The organism is Salidesulfovibrio onnuriiensis, assembly GCF_008001235.1.
Taxonomy (GTDB): domain Bacteria; phylum Desulfobacterota; class Desulfovibrionia; order Desulfovibrionales; family Desulfovibrionaceae; genus Pseudodesulfovibrio; species Pseudodesulfovibrio onnuriiensis.
Window position 1 is genome coordinate 2,268,435 of record NZ_CP040751.1, and the last position, 26,565, is coordinate 2,294,999.

Below are 26,565 nucleotides of genomic sequence, written 5' to 3' on the forward strand. Positions count from 1 at the left end.
CTGGCATGAACGAAAGATCGGGGATCGTGACGTTTCAGGGAAGTCCGCTGACTTTGTTGGGAAATGAAGTGCGCGTCGGCGACACTGCTCCGGATTTTACCGCAGTGGATAACGATATGAATCCGGTTTCCCTGGCCGATTTCAAGGGAAAGAAACTGATTCTCGCTGCAGTTCCCTCGCTGGATACTCCCGTGTGCGATATGGAAACGCGCAGGTTCAACACCGAGGCGGCGTCCCTAGGGAGCGACGTGAAGATCGTGACCCTGAGCATGGATCTGCCTTTTGCGCAGAAGCGCTGGTGCGGCGCCGCGGGGGTCGATGCGGTCCGTACGCTTTCGGACCACCGCGAGGCGAGTTTCGGCACGGCTTACGGTGTGTTGATCAAGGAACTTCGGCTGTTGGCGCGGGCTGTTTTTGTCGTTGATCCGTCAGGGACGGTGGTCCATGCGGAGTATGTTCCCGACATCACCCGGGAACCTGAGTATGAAGCGGTTTTGAATGCCGTGAAATCAATTGGTTAGTATCCTGTGCGACAGGAGAGTGCATTCTCTTGACCATGGGAGGAATGAAGGATATCTATTACGTATGAACATATGTTCATGGAAGAGGGCGAAATGACAGGAAACGCATGCAACCACTCGGAAAAGCATGGTGAAAATGTAGGTCAGGTCAGGACCGCAATGCTCAGCGAAAAGGATTTCCTTTTTTTGGCGGAGCTGTTCAAGGCCCTGGGTGACTATACCCGAGTCAGAATTCTGTACGCGCTTTCCGTTTCTGAATTGTGCGTCTGTGCCTTGGCGGAGGTTCTGGATATGTCCCAGTCGGCCATTTCCCATCAGCTCAGGCTGCTTCGGGCGGCGCGGCTGGTCCGGTACAGAAAGGAAGGGAAGAACGTGTATTATGCGCTGGATGATGACCATGTGGCCAATCTTCTTCAGCAAGGACTTGATCACATCAGGGAAGAGGGGCAGGCATAGCCTGCCTTCATTCTCTTTTTTTGAATTTTATATGAACATTTGATCATATGTAGGTATGAGTATGGAAGACGTGAGCGTATTGTTTTTGAATATTGTTGCCGAGTCGTGGCATGTCCTGGTGGACGCCTCGCCATACGTGCTACTGGGTTTTTTTGTGGCCGGCCTGCTTAAGGCCGTGGTTCCGGACTCCTTTATGGCGCGTCATCTGGGCGGCAGGTCGTTTTGGTCCGTTCTCAAAGCCGCGCTCATAGGTGTTCCCTTGCCACTGTGCTCCTGCGGGGTGCTACCCGCCGCAATGGGATTGCGCAGGCAGGGGGCGGGGAAGGGAGCCGCCACCGCATTCATGATTTCCACGCCGGAAACAGGTGTGGACTCCATTGCCATCACCTATGCGCTCATGGATCCGGTCATGACCGTTGCCAGGCCCGTTGCAGCTTTTATTACCGCAATTCTTGCAGGCATTCTGGTCAATGTCTTCCCGGAGGACGATTCGCGGCTTCCGCTGGAAGCCCTTGTCCATACAGGGCATAATCATGGTTGTGGCTGTCAGGGAGAATGCGGGCACCAGGCTTCTTCCGTCTGGCAGCGTTTCAAGGGCGGGATGGATTTCGCCTTCGGCGAGATGATTTCCGATATAGGTCGCTGGCTTTTGCTGGGGGTGCTCATTGCCGGGGTGATCGCCGCAGTCGTGCCTGCGGATTTCATTGAGCGCTATGTGGGGCAGGGCTTTTTGTCACTGCTGATCATGCTGGTGGTGGGACTGCCTCTGTATGTCTGCGCAACCGCTTCCACCCCCATTGCAGCGTCACTGTTGCTCAAGGGGCTTTCTCCTGGCGCGGCGTTGGTGTTCCTGTTGGCCGGGCCAGCCACCAACGGGGCCACCATCACGGTCATGCTCAAGGTGCTCGGCAAAAGGGCGGCCATGCTGTATCTCGCCGCAATCGCCGTGTCTTCATTGGCTCTTGGATGGCTGGTGGATCGTATCTATGACCATTTCAATTTGGATATACGTGCGGTCATTGCGGACGCGGGCGAAGTGCTGCCGGAATGGTTCGGCATTCTTTGTGCCCTGGTGCTGCTTGGCCTTATTGTCTGGTCTTACCTGCGCAAGGGGACATGTGATTGTTGCCATTGATGTCAAGGGAGCAATGGTTGTTCATATGTAAGTGGAAACGGTTATTTTCTTTACAAAGTTATAGAAATATGAATATGGGCCTAGTTTGTTTCAGGCCCTATTTTATTAACTGATATTCACACAGGGGTGGGATATGCAAAGATTCATACTGATTCTCATGGGTTTGTTTGTTTTTCTTGCTGCGGGTTGCAATGGTATTCAGGTGGTGGACAATACCTACGACTCTATTGGCGGCAAGAAGTTTCACGTTGTTGAAGATTATGAGTACAAGGGAATTGTTGATGCTTACTCCAAAAGCAACTGCCCTAGCTGCTCTGCAGGTAATCAGGTGTCGGCATTGAAAGTTCGTTCCGATTTGTTTGTAAAGGCTGATGAAAACAAGAAGGTACAGGGTTTTGCTTTTATTGAGCGTCGGAACAGCGGAAGCCGCTATTATTGGTTGCCGGAAAAAGGGCCGCGCTGTGAACTGAGTGGATTTCCTTATGTTGAGCAGTTCTTTTTTTCCGATGGCTCGGACAATTATTCCCAGTATTATGTCGGTTACCTGACTAACAGCGGATATGACCTGACTTTGAAGGAAGGAGTTACCTGTATTGCGCTGAGGCGTAATTTTACCAAGACGACAAAAGGCGTTCTTGCCCAGTGCATTGATACTGAACAGCTGCCGAAAGATTTATCCCAGGGAGAGTTGGAAGAGTATCTCAGAAACGAGATTCGGAAAACATTTACCCAGGTGGACTAGAATCGTTTGCTAAAGGCGGCCTTCGGGCCGCCTTTCTTTTTGGTTTGGCGCGTGCTACCCGACTATGGCGGCACGCGCATTTTTTTGCCGGAAAGGTTGTGTTTTTTTCAGTATTGTATGAAGAAATTGTGCAGCTCGGGGAGCTATCCCGAGCCTGAGTGTTACTACTGATCACAAATTTAAATATATCAACAGCAAAGGTTTGAATGGTTAATCACAAACTTGAATTCGAGGACAACGAACTGGCCCGGCAGCTTTTCGGGCCCCAGGAAACCCATCTGCGCCTGATTGCCGAACGCTTCGGCCTCAAGATAGAAAGCCGCGGCAACAAGGCTATCGTCACCTCCCTGGAGGATGACAAGGAGAGCGTCGACCTGGCATCAAGGGTAATGACCCAGCTTTACGGCATGCTCCGGGCGGGCAAGAAGATCCATCCGCAGGATGTGGACCTGGCCTGCCGCATCTTGGACCGCGAGCCAGGCGCCAACATCGGCAAGGTCTTCCAGAGGGATGTCTCGGCCGGTTCGCCCAAGAAGGGAGTGGTGCCCAAGACCATCAACCAGCGCACCTATCTCGACGCGATCCGTGAAAAGGACATGACCTTCGGTATCGGCCCTGCGGGCACCGGAAAGACCTACCTGGCCGTGGCCATGGCTGTGGGTGCGCTGTTGCGCCGCGAGGTAAAGCGTATCGTGCTGACCCGTCCGGCCGTGGAAGCAGGTGAAAAGCTCGGCTTCCTGCCCGGTGATCTCGTGGAGAAGATCAATCCCTATCTGCGGCCGCTGTATGACTCGCTGCACGCCATGCTCGATTTCGAGAAGGTCAAGGAATACATGGAGACCGGGGTTATCGAGGTGGCTCCGTTGGCCTTTATGCGCGGCCGGACCATCAACGACGCGTTCATCATTCTGGACGAGGCCCAGAACACCACGCCCGAACAGATGAAGATGTTCCTGACCCGTCTCGGCTTCGGTTCCCGGGCCGTGGTCACGGGCGACATCACCCAGATCGACTTGCCACAGCATAGCAGATCCGGCTTGCTGCACGCCATGAAGGTGCTCGCAAAGGTCGAGGGCATCGAGTTCGTCACCTTTGATGATCAGGATGTCATCCGCCACCCGCTGGTGGGACGCATCGTCAAGGCCTATGACCGGGACTCGGGAGGGAAATGATGCCGGCCAATCCCATACAGATCCTTCGGCAGTGCGCCCGCTGGGATCCCGTGTTTCCGCTTTCGTTCCATGAATTACAGGACGTCATTGCCCGAATTCTGGAAGCCTTGGGCTACGATGATGCGGCCCTGACGCTCAAGTTGGTGGACGATGTGGAGATAGCCCGGCTCAATAGCGAATTTCTGGGCTGTTTCGGCCCCACCAATGTGCTTAGCTTTCCCGCCCGGGAGCAGGAGGGCGAGGACGGAGACGGTTATCTCGGCGAGATCGCCTTGTCTGTGGATACCCTGGCCCGCGAAGTCGATCTTTACGGCCAGGATCCCGTGGAGCATCTGGTGCGCTTGTTGGCCCATGCCATCCTGCACTTGGCCGGCTTCGATCATGGCGAGGTCATGGATTCCCTGACCGAAACCGCTGTGGATGCCTTCAGGGATGGTGACTTTGACCAGGAGGGACTGCATGCCCAGGCATAAAGCCATTTGTGGAACCCGTTTGTATTCCATGCTTTTTTATGGCGTCATTTTCGCCACCCTGGCCGTGGGCGGGCTTGTTTTTTGGGGCATTCGCGATTTTCGGAAGGATGTCGCCACGGTGGCCGTGGAAAACTCCACCCGGGGCATGGCCGGGGCCGTGCAGATGTTGGTCAATGCCGTTGCCCGGTCCGATTCGGAAATGGGCCTCAACGAGCTGGAGAATCTCGATACCGGATATCTGCGCAAAACCTGCGCCCAGTTTTTCAAGCAGCAGGCCTCGTTGAGCGGGGTCATGGTCGGGGATGGCGAGGGGATACTTTATGCCGTCACCCGTGGCGACAAGGGCTTTCGCGAATGGCTGCCGCAGCGGGAGGACAGGGACAAGGTTTCCTGGAACCTTTTGAAAAAGGACGGATCCATAACCTCCTTTGTTCCCAAGCAGGCCGGTGACGTGAGTCGGCTCAACGCCATGTTTGCCGATGAGTTCAAGCATCTGGAGCCCGGCCAGGTCAACTGGTCCAGCTATTACAGGCTGTATCAGAACGGGGAATCCTGGATCACTGCATCCGTGCTGATCCCCGTGGGCAATACCGGCTCTTCCGTCATGCTTTCCTTTGTCATGCCCATTGATGTCATCGTCAATCAGCTGGCCCATGCCGAACACGGGGTGGCCGAAAGCATCTTCATCTATTGGGACAGCGGCAAGCTCATGGAGATTCCCCTGGCCAGCGGTGGGCAGGTGGCCGGAGATCGGGCCAGCCGGGCCGTTCAGCCGTCCGAGGCGGTGAATCCTGCCATCCGGCGCGCCGGGGAGTTGCTGGCCGCCAAGACCGCCTCCAAGGTGACCCCTTTCCGGTTCATGGTGGATGACCAGGCGTGGTGGGCGGATCTCGAGGCCTTGTCCGTGTTCGGCGAATCCATGTATATCGGCGTGACCATGCCCGAGCGTGTGGTGTTTTCGACACTGACCAGCGATCATTTCATCGCCGTGGGCGGAGTCGTGCTGTTGCTCATGTCCGGAGTTGTGCTGTTCCTGCTCAGGAAGAACAGGTCGCGCATCGAGGCCATGGGCAAGCGCCAGGATATGGCCACGACCCCCGAAGACGTTCTGAGACTTATTGCCGGGGGCGAATCCTCGCGCCTCGAGTTCAAGCAGACCCTGCGTTTCAATATCAAGGCCGGAAAGAACGGCAGGGAGATCGAGCAGGCCAACATCAAGACCATTGCGGCCTTTCTCAATTCCGAGGGTGGCACCCTGCTTGTGGGCGTGGCCGACAGCGGGGCTGTCACCGGCCTCGGCGACGACAACTTCGAAAGCGACGACCGGGCTCTTCTGCACTTCAACAATCTCGTGAACCAGTACATCGGGGCCGAATTCGCCTCCTACGTCAATACCGCGGTCATCGAGGTGCAGGGCGAAAAGGTGCTCCGGGCCCATTGCGTGCCGGCCGGGACTCCCGCCTTTTTCCAGAAGGGGCAGGTGGAGGAGTTCTATGTCCGGTCCGGACCGGCCAGCAGACCCCTGAGCCTGAGCCAGTTTCATGAATGGCTCCAGAATCGCTAGAGCCTTTCTGTCTTTTGCGGTGCCGGGGCTCAAAGGGCTTTACATTCGTGGTGTTATCGGCAAGGATCATCCCCCTTCAACGCTGTTGTTCTAACAATGGAGTGAGTGCACATGACCAAACACTTTTTGTCCATGCTGGACATGCCTCAGGAAGAAGCCTGGAACGTTCTCAAGCGCGCCAAGGAAATGAAGGACAACAAGGTCCGGACCAACCTGCTGGACGGCAAGGTTGTTCTCATGATTTTCGAGAAGGCTTCCACCCGTACCCGAGTCTCGTTCGAAGTCGGCATTCGACAGCTCGGGGGCGATCCTGTTTTCATTGCGGCCAAGGATTCCCAGCTTGGCCGTTCCGAACCCCTGGAAGATACGGCCCGCGTGCTGTCCCGTTACGCGGACGGCCTGGTGGTCCGAACCTTCGGGCAGAGGAAGCTCGATATCCTGGCCGAATACGGCACCATCCCTGTCATCAATGCGCTGACGGATGAATATCATCCCTGCCAGCTCATGAGCGACATGCTGACTATGTATGAGCGAACCCCGGACCTGAGAAACGTCAAGGTGGCGTGGATCGGCGACGGCAACAACATGGCTCATTCCTTTATCAATTCCGCCGCGCTGTTCGGTTTCGAACTGGCGCTGGCCATACCGGAGGGTTACGACCCGGATCAGGAGATCATGGAGAAGGCCGCCGCCTTGGGCGCCAACTTCAAAATTACCCGAGATCCTGCCGAAGCCGCCGCCGGTGCCCATTTCATCAATACCGATGTATGGGCCAGCATGGGACAGGAAGAAGAGCAGCGCATCCGCGAAGAAGCCTTCCGGGGATTCATCGTGGACGAGGCCCTCATGGCCAAGGCCGCTCCTGACGTCAAGTTCATGCATTGCCTGCCCGCCCATTGCGGCGAGGAAGTTTCCGCCGGGGTGTTTGAATCCTCGGCCTCCATTGTCTGGGACCAGGCCGAAAACCGGCTCCATGCCCAGAAGGCAATCATGGAATGGATTTGGAAATAATAAAGTTTTTAAGGATTTCAGGTAATAAAAGTGAGCAAGATTGAAAAGGTCGTTCTGGCGTATTCCGGAGGTCTGGATACCTCCATCATTCTCAAGTGGATTGCCAACCACTATGAGTGCGAAGTCATCACCATGACCGCCGACCTCGGTCAGGGTGAGGAAATGGACGGGATTGACGACAAGGCCATGGCAACGGGCGCATCCAAGGCGTATGTCGAGGACCTGCGCGAAGAGTTTGTCCGTGACTACGTGTTCCCCGCATTCCGTGCGGGCGCGCTCTACGAAGGCCGCTACCTGCTGGGCACTGCCATCGCCCGCCCGCTGATCGCCAAGCGCATGGTGGAAATCGCCGAACTGGAGGGCGCGCAGGCCGTGGCTCACGGCGCCACCGGCAAGGGCAACGACCAGGTGCGTTTCGAGTTGGCCCAGATGGCCCTCAACCCGCGTCTGATCACCATCGCCCCCTGGCGCGACTGGGAACTCAAGTCCCGTACCGACCTCATCAATTTTGCCAAGGAACACGGAATTCCCGTTCCCGTGAGCCGCAAAAAGCCGTGGTCCATCGACGCCAACCTGCTGCACACCTCGTTCGAGGGCGGCGAGCTCGAGGATCCGTGGAACGCTCCCGGCCCGGACTGCTATCGCAATGTCATGCCCATTGAGCAGTGCCCGGACGAGCCCGAAGAGATCACCATCGATTTCGAGCAGGGCGATCCCGTGGCCATCAACAATGTGAAGCATTCCCCGGCGGCCCTGCTGGCCAAGCTCAACGAATTGGGCGGCAAGCACGGCATCGGCCGGGTGGACATGGTCGAAAACCGTTTCGTGGGCATGAAGTCCCGCGGCGTGTACGAGACCCCGGGCGGCACCATCATGCACATCGCCCATCGCGACCTGGAAGGCCTGACCCTGGACCGCGAGGTCATGCACATGCGTGACGGCCTGATCCCCAAGTATGCGGAGATGATTTACTACGGTTACTGGTTCAGCCCCGAGCGCGAGGCCCTGCAGGCCATGATCGACAAGACCCAGGAGCGGGTCACCGGTACGGTTCGTCTCAAGCTCTACAAGGGCAACTGCATTCCGCTGGCGCGCAAGTCTCCGTATTCCCTTTACAATCCGGAACTGGCCACCTTCGAGGAAGATTTCGTCTACGATCAGTCGGATGCGGCTGGCTTCATCAAGCTCGTGGGCCTGCGGCTCAAGGGCCGTATGCAGCAGAGCAAGTGGGGCGGCAAGGAATCCGACGAATCCTGCGAGTAACCTATGTCTGAAAAGAAAATGTGGGGAGGGCGGTTCGCTGAGCGGACCGCCGCTTCCATGGAAGCATATTCCGAGTCCGTATCCTTTGACTGGCGGCTTTACCGTGAGGACATCCGCGGTTCCCAGGCCCATGCCCGCATGCTGGCCAAGCAGGGTTTTCTGACGGCAGGGGAAGCCGAGACCATAGTCAAGGGCCTGGATACGGTTCGTGAAGAGATAGAGTCCGGGACCTTTGAATGGAAGGTGGAGATGGAGGATGTTCATATGAACATCGAATCCCGTCTCACCGAAATCATCGGCCCGCTGGGCGGCAAGTTGCACACGGCCCGCAGCCGTAACGACCAGGTGGCTTTGGGATTCCGTTTGCACGTGGCCAACCGCCTATCCGAATGGCGGCGTTTGCTCCAGGCCGTGGTTGCCGAATTCGCGGCGCAGGCCGAGGCCCATGCCGAAACCCTGCTGCCCGGCTGCACCCATTTCCAGCCCGCCCAGCCCGTGAGCCTCGCGCATCATTTACTGGCCTACTGCCAGATGTTCATGCGCGATGCGGAACGCGTGGAAGACTGCCTGAAGCGCGTGCGCGTTTCTCCGCTCGGTGCGGCAGCACTTGCCGGGACCACGCACCCCGTGGATCCGCAGGCCGTGTGCGACGACCTGGGGCTCGACCGGATTTTCTCCAACAGCATGGACGCGGTTTCCGACCGTGACTTCGTGCTTGAGGCCCTGTTCTGCGGCAGCCTGGTCATGGCCCATCTCTCCCGCTTCTGCGAAGAGGTCATCATCTGGGCCAACCCCAATTTCGGGTTTGTGAAGCTGCCGGACGCCTATTCCACGGGGTCCTCCATCATGCCCCAGAAAAAGAACCCGGACGCCTGCGAGATCATGCGCGGCAAGACCGGGCGGGTCTATGGCTCGCTCATGTCCATGCTCACGGTCATCAAGGGACTGCCCATGACCTACAACCGCGACCTTCAGGAGGACAAGGAGCCCTTCTTCGACGCGGACCGCACCGTGCGCATGTCCCTTGAAGTCATGGCCGGAATGTTGCCCGGGCTTTCCTTTATCCCCGAACGCATGGCGGCCACCATGAAGAAAGGCTTTTTGAACGCCACCGAACTTGCCGACTATCTGGCGGCCAAGGGAATCCCTTTCCGCGAGGCGCACCACATTACCGGTGCGGCGGTTGCCCATGCCGAGGCCGCTGGCAAGGGGCTCGAGGAGTTTTCTCTTGCCGAGCTGCAGCAGTTCTCCGCGGCCGTGGAAGAGGATGTCTTCGAGGTCCTGGGGTACGATGCCGCCGTCAGGAGGCGAACCTCGCCGGGCGGAACCGGACCCGAGTCCGTGGCCGGGCAGCTTGCCGCCGTCAGGGCGTGGCTGGCCTAAGATCCTGCCGCGTTCGGGCATTCCTTGCTCATTTTCATGTGACCGCAGCTTGCCTGCCGGATGGGCAGGGGGCTCAATTCATGGTCTTTTTTGACTTCGCAAGTTGCGGTCCGGTTTTCTTTGCTGTAACATTTTTAGGAACGATTCCTTGCTGAAGCGTGGGGCAAATAATCAAACATTGCCCCTTGCTTTTTTCGAACAAGGCATTACGTTCACTAAGATTGTTTTTTGATTGTCGTTTGCGGCCGGAATTCTTTCCCAATTCCCTTCCGCCGCAATGCACACAAATGCGCAAGGAGCATTTCTTGAACAATTTTTCCAAGAATCTGATTATCTGGGCGACCATCTCCCTGTTGATGGTGGTCCTCTTCAATCTTTTCAATCAGCAGCCTTCGCCGCAGACGCAGTTCACTTACAGTGAATTCCTTTCCCGCGTGTCGAATGGCGAGGTCATGTCCGTGAAGATCCAGGGCAAGACCATCAATGGCGTCACTTCGGACAACAAGCGGTTCCAGACTTTCGCGCCCAACGATCCCAAACTGGTCGATACCTTGATCCAGAAGGGGGTCGAGGTTGCCGCGGAGCCGCCTGCGGAAAATCCCTGGTACATGACGCTGCTCATCAGTTGGTTCCCCATGCTGCTGCTCATCGGCGTTTGGATATTCTTCATGCGCCAGATGCAGGGCGGCGGTGGAGGCCGGGGAGCCATGTCCTTTGGCCGTTCCCGCGCACGGCTCATCAATGAGGAGACCGCCAAGGTCACCTTCGAGGATGTGGCCGGTGTGGACGAGGCCAAGGAAGAACTGACCGAGGTGGTGGATTTCCTGCGCGAGCCGCGCAAGTTCACCCGTCTTGGCGGCCGCATTCCCAAGGGCGTTCTACTTGTGGGCCCTCCGGGCACCGGTAAGACGCTTCTGGCCCGCGCCGTGGCAGGTGAGGCCGGAGTGCCGTTTTTCTCCATCTCGGGTTCCGACTTCGTTGAAATGTTCGTTGGCGTGGGCGCATCCCGCGTGCGCGACCTCTTTTCCCAGGGAAAGAAGAATGCTCCCTGTCTGATCTTCATCGATGAAATCGATGCCGTGGGACGCCAGCGCGGCGCAGGCCTCGGCGGCGGACACGACGAGCGCGAACAGACCCTGAACCAGTTGCTGGTGGAAATGGACGGATTCGAGTCCAACGAGGGCGTTATCCTGGTGGCCGCCACAAACCGCCCGGACGTTCTGGACCCGGCCCTGCTGCGTCCCGGCCGTTTCGACCGCCAGGTGGTGGTTCCCACCCCGGACCTGCGCGGCCGCGAACATATTCTCAAGGTGCATGCCCGCCGGACGCCGCTGGCTCCGGAAGTGGATCTTGCCACCATCGCTCGCGGCACCCCCGGTTTTTCGGGCGCTGACCTGGAGAACCTGGTCAACGAGGCGGCTCTCTACGCGGCCAAGCAGAACAAGGACTGTGTGGACATGTCCGACTTCGAGGAAGCCAAGGACAAGGTCATCATGGGCAAGGAACGCCGCAGCCTGATCATGACCGACGATGAAAAGAAATCCACGGCCTACCATGAGGGCGGCCACGCCCTGGTGGGCAAGATGCTTCCCCAGTGCGACCCGCTGCACAAAGTGACCATCATCCCGCGCGGCCGTGCCCTGGGCGTGACCAGTTTTCTGCCGGAAGAGGACCGTGTCAGTCGTTCCAAGACCCAGTGCGAGGCCGATATTGCCATGGCCCTGGGCGGACGCGCCGCAGAGGAGCTTGTTTTCAACCAGTTCACCACCGGTGCTTCCAATGATATCAAGCGCGCCACCCAGTTGGCCCGCAACATGGTCTGCCTCTGGGGCATGAGCGAAAAGCTCGGCCCGTTGTCCTTCAGCGACAACCAGGAGCAGGTTTTCCTGGGCAAGGAACTTATCCACAACAAGGACTACGGCGAGGAAACCGCCCGGCTCATCGACGCCGAGGTCAAGCGTTTCATCGACGAAGGTTACCAGCGCGCCATGAAGATTCTTGGCGAGAATAAGGAAGTTTTGGATCGTGTGGCCGAAGCCTTGCTGGAGCGCGAAACCATCACCAACGAGGAGATGGAAATGCTTATGGCCGGCAAGGAACTGCCGCCCATGGAAAGCAACGGCGGGTCCCGGAGCGGTGGCTCCAAGGGCTCTTCCGGTGGCGCCGGATCCGACAAGCCCGGATACACGCCCGTGAGCGAAACCAAGGCCTATGGCGCGAATGGAGAACCCCGGCCCGAGCCCGCTGCGGACGCCGAGGACGACTTTATTCTGGAAGAGGACGAAGACAAGCCGGTGCAGTAAGCGCCGGAGCGAATTACCGTATGCCTGAAATCACATGGAACATAGCAAGGGGCAGGGCGCTCGGCCCGGCCCCTTTTCTTATTGCCGGAATCGTCAACGTCACCCCTGATTCCTTTTATGACGGGGGCCAGCATGACGGCCCTGATGCGGGCGTGGCCCACGCCAAAGAACTCGTACGCCAGGGTGCTCATATCCTGGATATCGGTGGGGAAAGCACCCGTCCTTACGCGGACAAGGTCGGCCTGGCGCAGGAGCTGGAACGCGTCATACCGGTGGTGCGCGACCTTGCGGGCCAAAAGCTGGCGGGTCCGGACGAAAGTTCGGTGACTCCCGCCATTTCCGTGGATACCTACAAGGCCCGCGTGGCAGCGCGGGCCCTGGAGGCGGGAGCCGAGATCATCAACGATGTCTCCGCATTCCGCTTCGAGCCCGAGCTGCTGGACGTGGTCGGGCAGTACAAGCCCGGGTACGTGCTCATGCACAGCCTGGGCAGGCCGGAGGACATGCAGGACGCCCCTTGTTACGACAATGTGGTGGACGAGGTGCTGGCTTTTTTCGAGGAGCGTCTCAACCTGCTGGACAAGGCCGGGGTTCCGGGAGAAAATATAGTGCTGGATCCCGGCATAGGGTTCGGGAAACTGCTGGAGCACAATCTGGAGATTTTGAAAAACATAGAGCGGTTCAAGGTATTCGGGCTTCCGATCTACATGGGGCTTTCCAACAAATCCCTGTGGCAGCATCTGCTAGGGCTCGAAGTGGGGCAGCGGCAGAACGCCACCCAGGTGGCCACGGCCCTGCTTGCGGCCAGGGGGGTTCCCATCCACCGGGTCCATGAGGTTGCACTGACCCGACAATCATTGACCATTGTTCAGGAAATAGCGTAAATTCAATCATATGTTCGAGTTATTCGGTACCACCATCACCTGGCAGGTCCTGCTGGATATCGGGATTGTCGCCCTCATTTACTACTACCTCATCGTTCTGGTGCGCGACACTCGCGCCGTGGCGGTCATCTACGGGCTCATGTTCGTGCTGGTGGTCTACTTCGTTTCCGGATACCTGAACCTTTTTACGCTGCATACGCTTTTGAGCGAGTTCCTGGACTCCATCTTCCTGGTCATCATCATCCTGTTTCAGGGCGACATCCGGAAGGCGCTCGCCCAGGTGGGGGCCGGACGGTTCTGGAGCCGGGCCCAGAAGGTCGAATCCAAGGCTTTCGACGAACTGATCCAGGCGCTTGTTTCCATGTCCCGCACCAAGACCGGGGCCATCATCGTTCTCGAAAAACATGTTCCCTTGGGGGATATCATCGAGCGCGGCGTGGAGATCGACGCCAAGGTGACCAAGGAGCTCCTTGAATCCATCTTTTTCGAGGATACGCCGCTGCATGACGGCGCGGTGGTCATCCGTCGCAATAGGATTGCCGCCGCCGCCTGTATCCTGCCCCTGTCCTCCAAGCTGCGCGGGGAAACCATGTTCGGCACCAGACACCGGGCGGCCCTGGGCATCAGCGAAAGCGCCGATGCCGTCACCGTGGTCGTTTCCGAGGAGCGTGGCGACATTTCCATCGCCATCGGCGGTAGGTTGACCACCAGCCTGGACGAGGTCCGGCTGAGACGAGTACTCAAGAACGCACTGGAACGGTAGCCCATGAAGAAGAACTGGTCATATGTCCTGCTGGCGATCATGCTTTCCGTTTTTTCCTGGTTCCTGGTTACCGGGAGGGAAAAGGTGGAGGTGCTGGCGGACATGTCCCTGGTCATGACCAACCCGCCTGAGGGTCTGATCATCGAAAGCGGTCTTCCGGACCAGATCAAGGTCCGCGTGCGCGGTTCCAAGGGGCTGGTTCGTTCCCTGGTGGACAAAACCTTGACCTATCCGCTGGATGTCAGCGGGCTGGCCGTGGGCGAGACCGTGGTGGAGATTCGCGAGGACGCGGTTCCGCTTTCCTCCGCATATGAAATAGTGGAGATCAAGCCCAACCGCCTGGTGCTCAAGGTGGACCGCATTGCCCGCAAGGACATAGCGGTGGAAGGGGCCTGGAAGGGCAATATCAATCCCGATTATGAACTGGTCGGCGCCGTGACCGTTCCCGAGGTGGTGCGCGTCAAGGGGCCGGAAACCGTATTGAAGAAGATCACCCGCACCAAGGTGACCGTGGACGAGGATTTTCTGGACGAGGTCCCGGCGAACTGGAAGCATGAGCAGGCGCTTGATCTCCCCCCGGACGTGGAGGCCACCCCTGGCCAGGTTTCCGTGGAGTTGCGTTTTGCTCCCAAGATGCGCGAGATCTGGGTCAAGATTCCCTTGACCGTGATCGCCCCCGAGGGTAAGCGCGTCAAGACCAAGCAGGACTATGTGCGCCTGTTACTGGATGGCCCTGTGTACCTGTTCCGGGACCAGGAGTTCCGCAAGGACATGGCCGCCGAGATTACCGTGGCCGCGGGACAGCCTGTGGGCACCTACGATTATGATTACATGGTCAGGCTCCCGGAAGGGTGCCGCCTGAAACGAAAGAATCCTGAGCGAATCAGGACCGAGATACGCTGATACCGAGCGCGGCTTCAGGGCCGCGCCTCGCTTTTGGAGTAGAGAATGAATCAGAGACTTTTTGGAACCGACGGCCTTCGCGGCCAGGTCAATATATTCCCCATGACCCCGGAAATCGCCCTGCGCCTCGGTTTGGCCGCAGGCCAGTACTTTCGAAACGGCAACAAGCGGCACCGCGTTGTGATCGGCAAGGATACCCGGCTTTCCGGTTATGTCTTCGAAACCGCTCTTACCTCGGGCTTTTGCGCCAACGGCATGGACGTTTTTCTGGTGGGTCCCATGCCCACACCCGCCATTTCCTTCCTGACCCGCAACATGCGGGCCGATCTCGGGGTGGTCATTTCCGCCTCCCATAATCCGTTCATGGATAACGGCATCAAGTTTTTCGACAGCAACGGATTCAAGCTCCCGGACGAGGTTGAGGACGAGATCGCTGATCTTGTCATGTCCGGGCATTCCGATTGGGACTACCCGGATCCCGAGCGGATCGGCAGGGCGCACCGCATCAACGATGCGCGCGGCCGGTATATCGTCTATCTCAAGAACAGCTTTTCCCAGACTCTGACCCTGGACGGCATGAAGATCGTGCTGGACTGCGCCAACGGCGCTGCCTACGGCGTGGCTCCCTATGTCTTCGAGGAGCTCGGAGCCACGGTGGTCAAGGTCGGCATGGACCCGGACGGCCAGAACATCAACCGCCAGTGCGGCTCCCTGTATCCGGAGGTCATTTCCCGCAAGGTGCGCGAAGTGGGCGCGGATGTAGGGCTGGCCTTGGACGGCGACGCGGACCGGCTCATTGTTTGCGATGAAAAGGGACATGTGCTGGACGGCGACCAGATCATGGCCATTTCCGCTCTGGAAATGATGGAAAAGGGTACCCTGCCCAAGGGCATGCTCGTTTCCACGGTCATGAGCAACATGGCTCTGGAATTGTTCATGAAGGAAAAGGGCGGCACGCTGTTGCGCGCCCCGGTGGGCGACCGCTACGTGGTGGAGGCCATGCGGCGCGAGGGCGCTACGCTTGGCGGGGAACAGTCCGGCCATCTCATTTATATGGATCACAGCACAACAGGCGACGGTTTGCTTGCCGCACTGCAATTATTGCGTATAATGTGCGAGAAAAAACAGCCCATGTCCGCGCTTTCGAATCTGCTTCAGCCGTTTCCGCAGGTTCTCAAGAATGTGCATGTGGAGCGCAAGATCCCCTTTGAGCAGGCTCCCAAGGTCATGGAAGCTGTTGCCAAGGTTGAAAAGGAGCTTGCAGGAAAGGGACGTGTGCTGCTTCGCTATTCGGGAACCGAGGCCGTGGCCCGGGTCATGGTTGAAGGCCCCGATCAGGCCAAGGTCGAGCAGTACGTGGACGATCTCGTGGGCACTCTCGAAAAGCATCTTCGTTAATCGCCGTCATCCGCACGCAAGGAGGATTCATGGACATCAGGAAAGCCGTTATTCCCGTCGCCGGTTGGGGAACCCGTTCATTGCCTGCCACCAAGAACATCCCCAAGGAGATGCTTCCCATCTACAAGAAGCCCATTGTTCAGTACATTGTGGAGGAAGCCATCGGGGCCGGTCTGCAGGATGTGGTTTTCGTCACCAACCAGAACAAGAAGATCATCGAGGATCATTTCGACCGCAGCTTTCTGCTTGAACAATTGCTGGAGCGCGGGGGGAAGATGCAGCTGCTCAAGGAAGTTCGCCAGGTCGCGGATATGTGCAACATGATTTCCGTGCGCCAGAAGGAGCAGCTTGGCCTGGGGCATGCCGTGCTCTGTGCCAAGGAAGTCTGCAAGAACGAACCTTTTGCGGTCATGCTCGGCGACGATCTCATGTTCGGCATGAACGCTGGAATCATCGAGCTTCTGGATGCCGCCCGCACCGAGGGCAAGGCCGTGGTCGGGGTCATTGACGTGCCTCGTGAGAAGGTCAACCGCTACGGCATCATCCAGGGCGAGGAATTCGCGCCCAATCTTTTCCGGGTCAGGAATCTGGTGGAAAAACCCAAGCCCGAGGAAGCTCCTTCGACCCTGGCCATTACGGGGCGGTATGTGCTTCTTCCCGAGATTTTCGACATCCTCGAAAATCAGGAGCCCGGGGTAGGCGGAGAAATCCAGCTCACCGACGCCCTGCAGGGCCTTGCCGACCAGGACAAGCTCATTGCCGTGAAATTGCAGGGCCAGCGTTTCGATGCCGGCGACTGGGTGGAATACCTGACCGCCAACATCTATTTTGCCCTGCACGATGAGGAATTGCACGACGACTTGGTTAAACGCCTCATGGAGCTGCTGCCGTGCACCGATCTCAACAAAAAATAGTTTTCTTGCTTATTCTGCTCCTGCTGGGAACAAGCGTCCCGGCAGGAGCCTTTGTTCCTGAACAGGGAGAGCTGGACGCCAATGTTCAGGCTGCGTACCGGGGGCTCAAGTCCTGGAAGGCCACGCTTTCCTTTGACGATGTACCCGGGCTTTCGGTTCGGTATTGGTTCATGGGACGAAAGTGGCGGCAGCAGTGGACTGCTGCCGACAGCAACGCCACGGCCGTTTCCGTGGGTGTCGGGCCCAAGGTCCTGGCCGCCTGCCCAGGCGGTGCTGCTCCGCTGCCTATTATGCTTTACTGGCAGACGCCGGATCCTGTCGGGATATGGAGGCAGCTGGGCGTGGACAACGCCACGGCGGCTTTTTCTTTTTGCGAGGAAGCTCCCTGTTTTATTTTGGGTGCGGAGCCCGAGGATGCTAACAGTGCTCAGGTGCGCCTGAATAATGAAACCAAGGCATTGCTGTTGTTGCGTTTTTACAATCAGGGTGTTCCGATTCAGTTCTCTTTTCAGGACTACGCCACCCGCAAGGGGTTCGAGTTTCCCGGAAAGGGGATTCTGGCAGTAGGGGAGCAGCCCGGGGTTCGTTTTTCCATACAGTGGGACGAGATCAACCAGGCCGGTGATGCCGGGCTATATTCTCCCGAGAAGGTGAACAGCGAATATTCGGACGGGAATTGTGGTGCCTTGCCTCCTGTTTTCCAGCGTCTCCGCACATCCTTCAATTCCATTGCTCCCGGTCGATAATTTGTCATGAGCCGTTACTGGCAGGTCACGCTTCTTTCTCCTCCGTATCAGACCCTGACATACGGATATCCCGAGTATTTCCCAGCTCTCGAGCCGGGAACACGGGTGATTGTTCCTCTGGGGCGCGGCAATCGTGTGGGCGTTTTGGCTCAGGCTGCGGACAGCGCTCCCGAGGGTGTTGAGGTCCGGCCTGTGCTTTGGCCCTTGGAGACCGCTCCCGTTCTGGGGCCCGGCTACATGGAAATGGTGCGTAACCTGGCCACACGCCAGATGGTGCCGGACGGGCGCATCCTGGAAACCCTTCTACCGCGGGGGCTTCGTTCGGCGGCGGTGACTTATACCCTGGAGCGCGATCCCCGGACAAGTCCGTTTCCGGCATCCATCAAGCCTTCGCTCCTGGCCTCCATGCCGGAACAGGACAAGCGGGTGCTCATGGAGGCATGGCTGGCTGGCAAGATGCGTGTGCGCCTCAATCCCCGGAAAGAGGCTGAGGAACGGTTCGTCACCCTTGCCGTGGATCCGCCCTGGCCGGTTCGTCCCAATGCCAAGCGGCAGTTGCGGTTGCTGGAGCATCTGCTGGATAACGGGCCGCAGAGTCTTTTTTCCCTCAAATGCGTCCTGGGCGATTGGTCCTCGGATATTGCCCAGCGTCTGGAAGGATCCGGGCTGGTGACCATCGGCGAACTTTCCGCCGACATGCTGGCCCAGGTGGACGAGCCCGTTGACTGCGAACCTTCCGCAGCCCTGGATTTCGATTTTACCGGAGAACAGGAACTGGCCTTTGCCTCCCTTGAGGCCGCTCTCCAAGAGGGCAGGCCCGCCTCTCATCTGGTGCACGGCGTCACGGGCAGCGGCAAGACCTATCTTTATCTCAATCTGATCGCCAAATGTCTCGAAGCCGGACGTTCCGCGCTGCTGCTGGCCCCGGAAGTTGCCCTGGCCTGCCAGCTGGCCAAGGCGGCCGCACGGGCGTTCCCCGGCAGGAACGTCAGATTTTATCACGGCTATCAGAGCCCGAAAAAGCGGGAGACAACCTTTCTGGAGGTCGCTTCCGACCTGGAGCCGAGTTTGGTGGTGGGCACCCGGTCCTCCCTGTTCCTGCCCGTGAAGAATTTGGGCCTGATCATTCTCGATGAGGAGCACGACGAATCCTACAAGCAGGAGGAACGCCTTGCCTACCAGGCCAAGGAGGTCGCCTGGTTTCGGGTGCAGCAGGCCAATGGCTTGCTGGTGCTGGGGTCGGCCACGCCGGATGTGAAGACCTTTCACGCCGCGCGTTCCGGGGCCGTTCCCGTTTCCACGCTGGCCCAGCGGGTGGGGGAGAGCGAGCTGCCGGACGTCGAACTGGTGGACATCAGCGAAACGGTCGACCGGGAACAACCGTTTGCGCCGCGGAGCATTGAGGCCATCCAGGAGACCGTGGGCCGGGGCGAACAGGTCATCGTCATGCTCAACCGTCGGGGCTATGCGCCGCTAATGTACTGCGTGGATTGCGGCACCGTGGTTCGTTGCCCGGAATGCGAGGTCGGCATGACCTTTCACAAGGGGCGCGAGCGGGTTATCTGCCACTATTGCGGCCTGAGTCATGCCTATCCCTTGCTCTGCGCCAAGTGCGGCGGCGGCAATTTCATTCCCATGGGCGAAGGTACCGAACGGTTGGAGGAACAGCTTCAGGCCATCTTGCCCGAAGGCACCAAGGTCCTGCGCATGGATCGCGACTCCACCCGCCGCCAGGAGCGCATGGAGGAGATTCTGGAATCCTTCCGCAAGAAGGAGGCCCAGGTGCTGGTGGGCACCCAGATGCTTTCCAAGGGACACCATTTCCCCGACGTGACATTGGTGGTGGTTGCCGATGGCGACCTGGGGCTGAACCTGCCCGACTACCGCGCCTCCGAGCGAACCTTCCAGTTGCTGGTGCAGGTTGCCGGGCGCGCGGGGAGAGGCGGGCGCAAGGGCAGGGTGCTCATCCAGACCCGTAACCCCGGGCACGAAATCTGGATGCAGGTGCTTTCCGGTGATTACCTAACTTTTTTCAACCAGGAGATCGAGCGCCGCAGAAAGTTCGGTTATCCGCCGTTCAGCAAGCTCGGCTTGGTGCGCATCAGTTTCCCGGGCGACTGGGAAGGCGGGCAGGCCGCCATGATGGAACTGGGAAGTCTTGTGCGTCGCAAGGCCGTACAGCTCGGAGTCACCGCTCTCGGCCCCGCTCCGGCTCCCCTGGCCATGTTGCGGGGGCGCAGACGGTTCAGTTGTCTGCTCAAGTCTTCCCAGTGGCAGGGGATCAGAGAGCTGTATTCCTTTATAGAGAAGCGTAATCCCGCGCCTCGCAAGATACGCATGAATCTGGATCTCGACCCCTTAAGCATGCTCTAGCACATGCTCGACACAGAAGTCCGAAGCGGCTACATTGTGCCATCCCTGTCATGAAAATGGAAAGGAATATGAAGCAAATAAAGATAGTTGTCAGTGCAATGTGCCTTTTGGCCCTGCTGGCGCCCCAGGCCTTTGCCCGGGTGGGATTTATCAATCCCCAGCGTGTTGTCAATGAATCGCGTATCGGCAAGGTGGCTCAGGAAGACCTGGCCAAGCTCGGCAGGATCAAGGATCAGCGCATCCGCAAGAGCGGGGCGAAGATCGACGGTATCAAGGCCGAAATCGGCAAGGGCGGTTTGTCCGTTACCGACCAGAAGGTCCGCGAGAATCAGCTTGAGGTGCTCTATGGCCGCCATGAACGGCTGATCAAGCAGAGCAACCAGGACATACGCTCCGAGGAGAGCCTGCTCATTCAATTCATCATGCGCAAGGCCGACAAGATCCTGCGACGGCTGGCAGCCCAGGACGGCTTCACGCTCATCCTGACCGACCCCGATTCCATCGGCTACATTTCCCCGGAAGTGGATCTGACCGACCGGGTTATCAAGGCCCTGAACGAGGAGATGTAGGATGCCGATGAAACACATTCATAAGATACTGGTCCTGACCCTTTTCGTGTTTTTGTCCGCTTCGGTTGCCATGGCCGCCGAGTTTGGCGATATCCGGTATCCGGACAGGCCTCTCAACCTGCGGACCGGACGCAGTCCCAAGACCAAATGGGTCGGAACCCTCCAGGTGGGGCAGGAAGTCCGGGTGGCCTATCTCAAGGATGGCTGGGTGGCGGTTTTCGAACCGTACATGACCCGGGAATCCGATGTGCGCATCGCGGGTTATGCCAATGTGAAGTATCTGAAGAAGACGCGGGGCAAGGTCAAGATTGAGCCCTGGGGCGAAATCATGCATCCGGTGACCGTGCTGAACATTCGCGCCAAACGGTCTCCCGGCTCGGACAAGGTGGGATCGGTGACGCCACGTACCAATGTGAAGGTCGATTTCCCGGAGGACGGTTGGTATGCGGTTTTCGAAAGCAGGGCCTCCATTCGCAGCAAGAGCAACGCCATCGGGTATGTGAAGAGCGACTATCTTGAACCAGCTCCCGTGGCTACGGTGGAAGCCGCTCCCGCCGCCGAACCCATCACGACTCCTGCGCAAAGCGGTGTCGGCGAGGTCCGCAGTTCAGTCGCACCCGCGCCCGAAGTCAAACCCGAGGTTGAGACCCCGGAAGAGACCGCAAACACTGAAGCCGTTTCTCCCGCCCCGTGGGGGGAGGTGGTGACCATCAAGAATACGGTGCAGGTGCGAAAGGAGCGCTCCTCGTCTGCGCACTATGTCCGGACCCTGAACCCCGGGGATACGGTCAAGCTCGATATGCTCAAGGATGGCTGGTATGCGGTCTTTGACGCCGACGAGACCGTGCGTGGAGAACACAAGGCCCTTGGCTATGTGTTCAAGCGGCAACTGGAGCAGGGGGACACTCCCGCCCAGGCATCTTCCAAAATCGTAAGCAAGGAAACAACGGCTCCGCAAAAAACTTCGACGCCCAAGAAAATCGTCATCAAGCCGGATCCCTTTGCCTCTTCCAGGAGGCCGGATCCCAAGGCGGACCAGAACAGGCACGGCATCAGTTTCAAGATTCTGGAGGAATCCCAGACCAGCCGTCAGGGCGAGGACGTCATTTTCCTGAAGGTGTTCGTGGATGTGAAGACCCTGCCCAAGGCGGCATTGCTGGAGGATTTCACCAATACCCTGTGGAAGGAACACCGCCGAAGCGGCAAGCAGGTGCAGGTGGACCTGTATCTGCCGGGCATGGACCTGGAGGACCTCGCCTTTGTGGTCGCCCGATATGATGATAAGGAACAGTTGGAATTTTGGGCGCGGAAGACGGCCCTTTTCGGAACGAAATACATGAAATAAAAAGCGGCCCCTCGGGGCCGCTTTACTTTTGGTTATCTCGCCGGGAGGGTTATCCTATCTCCCGCTCCAGAAACAAGGGAATGGTCCTTTTGCGCTCCGGTTTGACGGACGGCTCCTTGAAGGCGGCCTTCAGGTCTGTTTTGGGCGCCATGAAGATGCTGTTGCAGCTCTGGCATTCCCAATGGCTGCCATGGGGCTGCAGGTGTACGAGCAGGCCTTCGCGGTCATAGCAAAGCTGGCAAAAGGGCCCTTTGCGTTCGTCTTCCTCGGCCAGCCAATACTTCTGGCCGTCGTATTCGACCCGTTCGGCCAGGTCGAGCACTTCCGCCACCTCGTTGAGCTGCTCCTTGAGGATCTGGTTTTCCTCGCAGACCGCGAGAAATTCTTCCTGCAGGCTTTTCAGGAGAATTTTTCCTTCCTCCAATCTGTTGTTTTCGAACAGATCCAAGGCCCGTTTGAAGCCGGTTGCATGAAAGACGTCCGCCATGAGGCCTACCTCGTTTTTAGTACTGGTTCCTCCCTTTTATCGACAGCCTGCCAAGAGGACTTTAGGTTTTTGTGCAAGAAAAGGTATATGCCCCTTCAATGCCCTCACTCCCTACACGGCGCATAGACCACATATCCTCTTGGAGGTGCGTATATTTCCACGTGTCCGAATCCGTCGGCATGTTGAACGTTTGGTTTGCCGATATCCCCCTCGCTCCACCATGCCTTCGGTTCGTAGCAGGCGCCGGGTCGGCTCGCATGAACACGGGCGCCGCGCCATTTTCCGCCGTTGTTGTTCATTGCCAGGATCAGCCCGGGCTGTGTTTCATGCCCCAGGCGTTCCATTGCATAAAAATCCCGGTCCGCCCACAGTGTTCTCGTTTGGCCGCCGGCGTATTGTTCGTGGGCCGCGACAAGGGCGGCGATACCGTTGGGTCTGTCCGGTCGGGCCAGCCCGTAGGTGAAGTAATCTTTCCAGTATACGCACGGCATGCCTTCATGGGTGAGGATGACCGCATAGGCCATGAGCTTGCCGCTGACGATTTCGTCTCCGCCGTCACCGCCTCGGAAATCGTGGTTGTCCACGAAGGTGACCGCATTCCAGGGGCGGGAGCGCATGAGGCAGGCCGAATCCAGCAATTCCCGCATGTCAAAGCCGTATTCGTCGCACATCCGCTTGAGCTTGTAGCGCAGGGGAAAGTCGAATGCATCGATCTCATTGTCGTTCCAGTTGTTGACCTCGTGCAGCCAGTCGACGATTTCGCGTTCCGAACTCCAGTGCTCGGCAACGCCATAGGGACGGATTTCCCGCTCTTTTCGCTGGTAGCGGTATTCCTGTATGGCCGGAATGATCCAAGAACCGTAGCCCTTCACGAAGTCATAGCGGAAACCGTCGAATCCGATGTCTTCGACAAGGAATCGGCAGAAGGCGAGGATTTCGCGGAAGACATCCGGATGCCGATGGCTCAGGTCGGGCATGTCCGAAAAGGTCATGTCGTCATAGGTTTCATAGCGGCATGGATGAAAATGGTCGGTCGTGCGTTTGAATTTTCCGCTTTTTGGGTTGAACAGGGTCCAACGCTGTTTCCCGTCAATGGGGTTGGTTTCCTGTGCGTCCGCACCGTTGCAGTGGTTGATGACGAGATCCGCCAGTGTTTGCAGGCCGTGGGTGTGGGCCTTTTGTATGAGGCTCTCCAGTTCCTTGCGTCGGCCGAACCACGTGGCTTCCGATCCCTTTTGGTTGAAGTCGCCGAGGTCGTAGAAATCATAAGGGTCATAGCCCATGGACGGGCCGAACAAGTTGGCGGATTTGCTGGCGGGCGGGAGCCAGAGGTGGGTGAATCCGGTCTGGGCCAAATTTGGTACATGGTTTTCAATTTCCCGCCACCATTGGTATTCCCGTTGTTCCTCTTTGGGACAGTTCCAGTAGAAGCACTGCAGCATGACGCCCATGGCGCACCTCCTTGGTGGAAATATTCGAAGCCGGTGTTTTTTTGATAACAGGCTCCATATAGCATGGTGAGTATGGGGCTGCCAGAGTTGTGGGGGAGGTGAGCCGTTATAATTTGCGGAACGTCCGTGTTCCTGTTGAGCGGAGAAGGGGAAAAGAAAAGGCTCGAAGAAATATTTCTTCGAGCCTTGTGATGACTGTGGTAGCGGGGGCAGGATTTGAACCTACGACCTTCGGGTTATGAGCCCGACGAGCTACCATACTGCTCCACCCCGCGTCACGTGAGAAGGAGTTTCTATGTGGTTTGCCGCTGGGTGTCAACCTCTATTTACAAGTTTTCCAAAATTCCGTATCCCTATCCACCTATGACAAACACCAGCAAGTTCTCCATGGTTTTTCCCGTCTACAATGAACAGGAAAACCTCGAAATACTCTTTTCCCAGGCCAAGACTGCGGCCGATTCCACCGGGCGACCGTGGGAAGCCGTTTTCGTCGATGACTGCAGTTCGGACAACAGTCTGGAGGTCATCCGCAAGCTGGCCGCGCAGCACTCTGAAGTGCGCTATGTGGCCTTTGCCGAAAACCGGGGGCAGTCCGTTGCCTTTTGTGCGGGATTCGATGCCGCGCAGTCTGACATCATCGTGACCATGGACGCAGACCTGCAGAATGATCCCGCAGACATACCGGCCATGCTGGACGCCTTCGGCAACGGCTGCGACATGGTGGTCGGCTGGCGCGCCAAGCGCAGGGACACCTTCTGGAAGCGTATTGCTTCCAAGGTGGGCAACACGGTGCGCAACTGGTTCACGGACGACGGTATTCATGACACGGGTTGTTCCCTCAAGGTCATGCGCCGGGACATGCTCGTGAACATTCCCCGTTTTAAGAACATGCACCGGTTTTTCCCCATCCTCATGAAGATGCAGGGAGCGGTCATCAACGAGGTGGTCGTCAATCACCGGGAGCGCCATGCCGGGGTTTCCAAGTACGGCAACTGGCAGCGGGCCAAGCAGAGTCTTTACGACCTGATCGGCGTGCGCTGGCTCATGGCGCGCCACGTTTCCTATTCGGTCAAGGAAAGGAAATAAGGCCTGCCATGGCTTTTCCCCGGTTCTGGTGGCTGCTTGCGCTTGCGACGCTGGGGCAGGGGGCCGCATTTGCCGCCTGGGGGATTGCCCGCAGGCGGGGCGGAGACACGCCCGAAATACGGCGGGGCTGGACGGTCTGCTTTTGGACGGGAGCCTGCGCCGGATTGGCCTATGGAGTCCTTCAGCGGGATCCCGTCTTCGCTGCCGGGCAGTTTTTTGCCGTCATCATCATGATAACCTATTTTCGGAACAGAGCAGAATGAATAACAACGGCGATATCAGCCGGAAAGGTTTCAAGTCCGTTTTCAAGGGATTGCTCATGCTGGCCGTGCTCGGTGCGGCCGTTTACGCTGCGCGCCACTTCGGGCTCGACGACATGCTCAGGAACACCAAGTGGTTCGATGAACATGTCCTGGGGTCCGGCCCCATGTCCATCCTTATCTATGTCGGGGTGGTTGCGCTTCTCTCCGCCCTTGGGCTTCCCCGTCAGCTTCTGGCCTTTCTGGGCGGATATGCCTTCGGTGTGGTGAACGGTTCCATCCTGTCCTCGGTGGGATGTGGGCTGGGGTGCTGGCTGGCGGCCGGATACGCGCGCCTGTTCGGTCGTGAAATGATTTCCCGCCGTTTTGGCAAGCGAGCCGAGAAGATAGATGCATTCCTGCGCAGCCAGCCGTTCAACATGGCGCTGGCCATCCGGCTTTTTCCCCTGGGAAGCAATCTTATTACCAATCTGGCCGCTGGCATGAGCAGCATTTCGCTGCTTCCCTTCGTGCTCGGATCGACCATCGGGTATATCCCCCAGAATGTCGTCTTCGCCCTGTTCGGCGGCGGCCTCAATGCGGAATCCGGGACAGGGGTTGTCCTGTCCGTGGGCGGCAGCGTCGTGTTGTTCGTGGCTGCGGGCTGGCTGGGGATGTTGACCTACCGCCGTTACCGCAAGGAAGCTTCCGGCGTGGTCGAGGGCGATTAATCCCTTTTCCCAGGGGAAGGTAGCAGCGGTTCCACCACATAGGTCCAGAGCAGCCAGGATATGGCTGCGGCGGCAACGCCGAAGAGCCATCCCGCGGCAACATCCAGAGGGTAGTGTTTTCCCAGATAGACGCGGGAATAGCCCACCAGAAGCGGCAGCAGGAGCGGCCATTTTTTCAGGCCGGGCCAGAAGATCATGGCCAGCAGGGCTATGCACATGGTGTTGGCCGCATGGGCCGAGGGATAGGATGTTCCGCGTTCCTTGGTGGGAACGAAGTCTGCGGGGCGCTGGGCCCAGTGCCCGTCTTCCTGGTAATGGACCAGGGGCAGGGCGTTAAGCGGCCGGACTCGGTGGATGGTTTTCTTGACCACATTGGTCCCGAGGTCGGCAATGCCGACTCCAGCCAGCAGGACCAGCACAAGAATGATCTGACGTTTGCCCAGCTTGCGCCATGTCCAGACAAGCAGCGGAACCAGTAGGGCATAGAGAATGAACGGGTTGGAGAGCACCGGCATCAGTGCATCGAAAAACGGGTTTTTCCATTGCTGGTTGATGAGGCTCAGCAGATAGGCGTCGAGTGCCGGTGTCTTGAAAAACATAATTTCTCCATTGCGTTTTTTCGTCTCATACAGTGCTTTTCCCCACCGGGCAAT

Annotated in this window: 25 protein-coding genes and 1 tRNA gene; 22 read left to right on the plus strand and 4 right to left on the minus strand. The window is 58.2% G+C overall.

The window, feature by feature from the left end; all coding sequences use genetic code 11:
• Nucleotides 1-5: 5 nt before the first annotated feature.
• The 20 genes from tpx to FGL65_RS10250 all read left to right on the plus strand — a co-directional run bounded on the left by tpx (nt 6) and on the right by FGL65_RS10250 (nt 21,918).
• The gene (gene tpx, locus FGL65_RS10155) at nt 6-521 is read left to right on the plus strand and encodes a thiol peroxidase (RefSeq protein ID WP_147821094.1); all 516 of its coding nucleotides are present in this window, start codon (nt 6-8) and stop codon (nt 519-521) included.
• A 72-nt stretch (nt 522-593) separates the two neighbouring features.
• Nucleotides 594-977, plus strand: coding sequence for an ArsR/SmtB family transcription factor (locus FGL65_RS10160; protein ID WP_431830883.1), 384 nt, complete (start codon nt 594-596; stop codon nt 975-977).
• Between the two features lie 61 nt (nt 978-1,038).
• Nucleotides 1,039-2,112 (plus strand): SO_0444 family Cu/Zn efflux transporter, encoded by a 1,074-nt coding sequence (locus FGL65_RS10165; RefSeq protein ID WP_147821095.1) that lies wholly within the window; start codon nt 1,039-1,041, stop codon nt 2,110-2,112.
• 133 nt (nt 2,113-2,245) lie between these two features.
• A complete protein-coding gene (locus tag FGL65_RS10170) occupies nt 2,246-2,854 on the plus strand; it encodes a hypothetical protein (RefSeq protein WP_147821096.1) in 609 nt (202 codons plus the stop codon).
• 206 nt (nt 2,855-3,060) lie between these two features.
• Nucleotides 3,061-4,026 (plus strand): PhoH family protein, encoded by a 966-nt coding sequence (locus tag FGL65_RS10175; protein ID WP_147821097.1) that lies wholly within the window; start codon nt 3,061-3,063, stop codon nt 4,024-4,026.
• Entirely contained in the window at nt 4,023-4,499 is a 477-nt protein-coding gene (ybeY, locus tag FGL65_RS10180) for an rRNA maturation RNase YbeY (protein ID WP_431830884.1), read from the plus strand. Before FGL65_RS10175 ends, ybeY begins: the two co-directional genes overlap by 4 nt.
• The gene (locus tag FGL65_RS10185) at nt 4,486-6,063 is read left to right on the plus strand and encodes an AlbA family DNA-binding domain-containing protein (RefSeq protein ID WP_187170349.1); all 1,578 of its coding nucleotides are present in this window, start codon (nt 4,486-4,488) and stop codon (nt 6,061-6,063) included. The genes ybeY and FGL65_RS10185 overlap by 14 nt, the downstream gene beginning before the upstream one ends.
• A 111-nt stretch (nt 6,064-6,174) precedes the next feature.
• Complete coding sequence (gene argF, locus FGL65_RS10190) at nt 6,175-7,074, plus strand: ornithine carbamoyltransferase (protein ID WP_147821100.1); 900 nt, start codon at nt 6,175-6,177, stop codon at nt 7,072-7,074.
• 30 nt (nt 7,075-7,104) lie between these two features.
• A complete protein-coding gene (locus FGL65_RS10195) occupies nt 7,105-8,337 on the plus strand; it encodes an argininosuccinate synthase (protein WP_147821101.1) in 1,233 nt (410 codons plus the stop codon).
• Nucleotides 8,338-8,340: 3 nt separating this feature from the next.
• Nucleotides 8,341-9,720: an argininosuccinate lyase gene (gene argH, locus FGL65_RS10200; RefSeq protein WP_147821102.1), complete on the plus strand. Its 1,380-nt coding sequence runs from the start codon at nt 8,341-8,343 to the stop codon at nt 9,718-9,720.
• A 305-nt stretch (nt 9,721-10,025) separates the two neighbouring features.
• Nucleotides 10,026-12,023, plus strand: a complete 1,998-nt coding sequence (gene ftsH, locus FGL65_RS10205; RefSeq protein ID WP_147821103.1) for an ATP-dependent zinc metalloprotease FtsH — start codon at nt 10,026-10,028, stop codon at nt 12,021-12,023.
• Between the two features lie 20 nt (nt 12,024-12,043).
• Nucleotides 12,044-12,907: a dihydropteroate synthase gene (gene folP / locus FGL65_RS10210; RefSeq protein WP_147821104.1), complete on the plus strand. Its 864-nt coding sequence runs from the start codon at nt 12,044-12,046 to the stop codon at nt 12,905-12,907.
• Nucleotides 12,908-12,917: 10 nt separating this feature from the next.
• Nucleotides 12,918-13,670: a diadenylate cyclase CdaA gene (gene cdaA / locus FGL65_RS10215; protein ID WP_147821105.1), complete on the plus strand. Its 753-nt coding sequence runs from the start codon at nt 12,918-12,920 to the stop codon at nt 13,668-13,670.
• A gap of 3 nt (nt 13,671-13,673) precedes the next feature.
• The gene (locus FGL65_RS10220; protein ID WP_147821106.1) at nt 13,674-14,573 is read left to right on the plus strand and encodes a CdaR family protein; all 900 of its coding nucleotides are present in this window, start codon (nt 13,674-13,676) and stop codon (nt 14,571-14,573) included.
• Nucleotides 14,574-14,618: 45 nt separating this feature from the next.
• Nucleotides 14,619-15,971 (plus strand): phosphoglucosamine mutase, encoded by a 1,353-nt coding sequence (gene glmM, locus FGL65_RS10225; RefSeq protein ID WP_147821107.1) that lies wholly within the window; start codon nt 14,619-14,621, stop codon nt 15,969-15,971.
• A gap of 29 nt (nt 15,972-16,000) precedes the next feature.
• A complete protein-coding gene (gene galU / locus FGL65_RS10230) occupies nt 16,001-16,885 on the plus strand; it encodes a UTP--glucose-1-phosphate uridylyltransferase GalU (protein WP_147821108.1) in 885 nt (294 codons plus the stop codon).
• Nucleotides 16,886-17,055: 170 nt separating this feature from the next.
• Nucleotides 17,056-17,631: a hypothetical protein gene (locus FGL65_RS10235; protein WP_147821109.1), complete on the plus strand. Its 576-nt coding sequence runs from the start codon at nt 17,056-17,058 to the stop codon at nt 17,629-17,631.
• Between the two features lie 6 nt (nt 17,632-17,637).
• A complete protein-coding gene (gene priA, locus FGL65_RS10240) occupies nt 17,638-20,004 on the plus strand; it encodes a replication restart helicase PriA (protein ID WP_147821110.1) in 2,367 nt (788 codons plus the stop codon).
• Nucleotides 20,005-20,072: 68 nt separating this feature from the next.
• Complete coding sequence (locus FGL65_RS10245) at nt 20,073-20,573, plus strand: OmpH/Skp family outer membrane protein (RefSeq protein ID WP_250645453.1); 501 nt, start codon at nt 20,073-20,075, stop codon at nt 20,571-20,573.
• A gap of 7 nt (nt 20,574-20,580) precedes the next feature.
• Nucleotides 20,581-21,918 carry an SH3 domain-containing protein gene (locus FGL65_RS10250; RefSeq protein WP_147821112.1) on the plus strand — a complete coding sequence of 446 codons (1,338 nt, stop codon included), beginning with the start codon at nt 20,581-20,583 and terminating at the stop codon, nt 21,916-21,918.
• Between the two features lie 49 nt (nt 21,919-21,967).
• On the opposite strand, the gene FGL65_RS10255 is transcribed toward FGL65_RS10250, so the two are convergent.
• From FGL65_RS10255 to FGL65_RS10265, 3 genes are all read right to left on the minus strand, one after another.
• The gene (locus FGL65_RS10255) at nt 21,968-22,405 is read right to left on the minus strand and encodes a hypothetical protein (protein WP_147821113.1); all 438 of its coding nucleotides are present in this window, start codon (nt 22,403-22,405) and stop codon (nt 21,968-21,970) included.
• Between the two features lie 104 nt (nt 22,406-22,509).
• On the minus strand, nt 22,510-23,856 hold the full coding sequence (locus FGL65_RS10260; RefSeq protein WP_147821114.1) for an alpha-amylase family glycosyl hydrolase: 1,347 nt from the start codon (nt 23,854-23,856) through the stop codon (nt 22,510-22,512).
• 198 nt (nt 23,857-24,054) lie between these two features.
• A tRNA-Met gene (locus tag FGL65_RS10265) sits at nt 24,055-24,131 on the minus strand.
• Nucleotides 24,132-24,219: 88 nt separating this feature from the next.
• On the opposite strand from FGL65_RS10265, the gene FGL65_RS10270 reads away from it, so the two are divergent.
• On the plus strand, nt 24,220-24,942 hold the full coding sequence (locus tag FGL65_RS10270; RefSeq protein ID WP_147821115.1) for a glycosyltransferase family 2 protein: 723 nt from the start codon (nt 24,220-24,222) through the stop codon (nt 24,940-24,942).
• A 259-nt stretch (nt 24,943-25,201) separates the two neighbouring features.
• Nucleotides 25,202-25,912 carry a TVP38/TMEM64 family protein gene (locus tag FGL65_RS10275; RefSeq protein WP_147821116.1) on the plus strand — a complete coding sequence of 237 codons (711 nt, stop codon included), beginning with the start codon at nt 25,202-25,204 and terminating at the stop codon, nt 25,910-25,912.
• Here the strand turns inward: FGL65_RS10275 and FGL65_RS10280 are convergent.
• Nucleotides 25,909-26,511, minus strand: a complete 603-nt coding sequence (locus FGL65_RS10280; protein WP_147821117.1) for a phosphatase PAP2 family protein — start codon at nt 26,509-26,511, stop codon at nt 25,909-25,911. The genes FGL65_RS10275 and FGL65_RS10280 overlap by 4 nt on opposite strands.
• Nucleotides 26,512-26,565 lie beyond the last annotated feature (54 nt).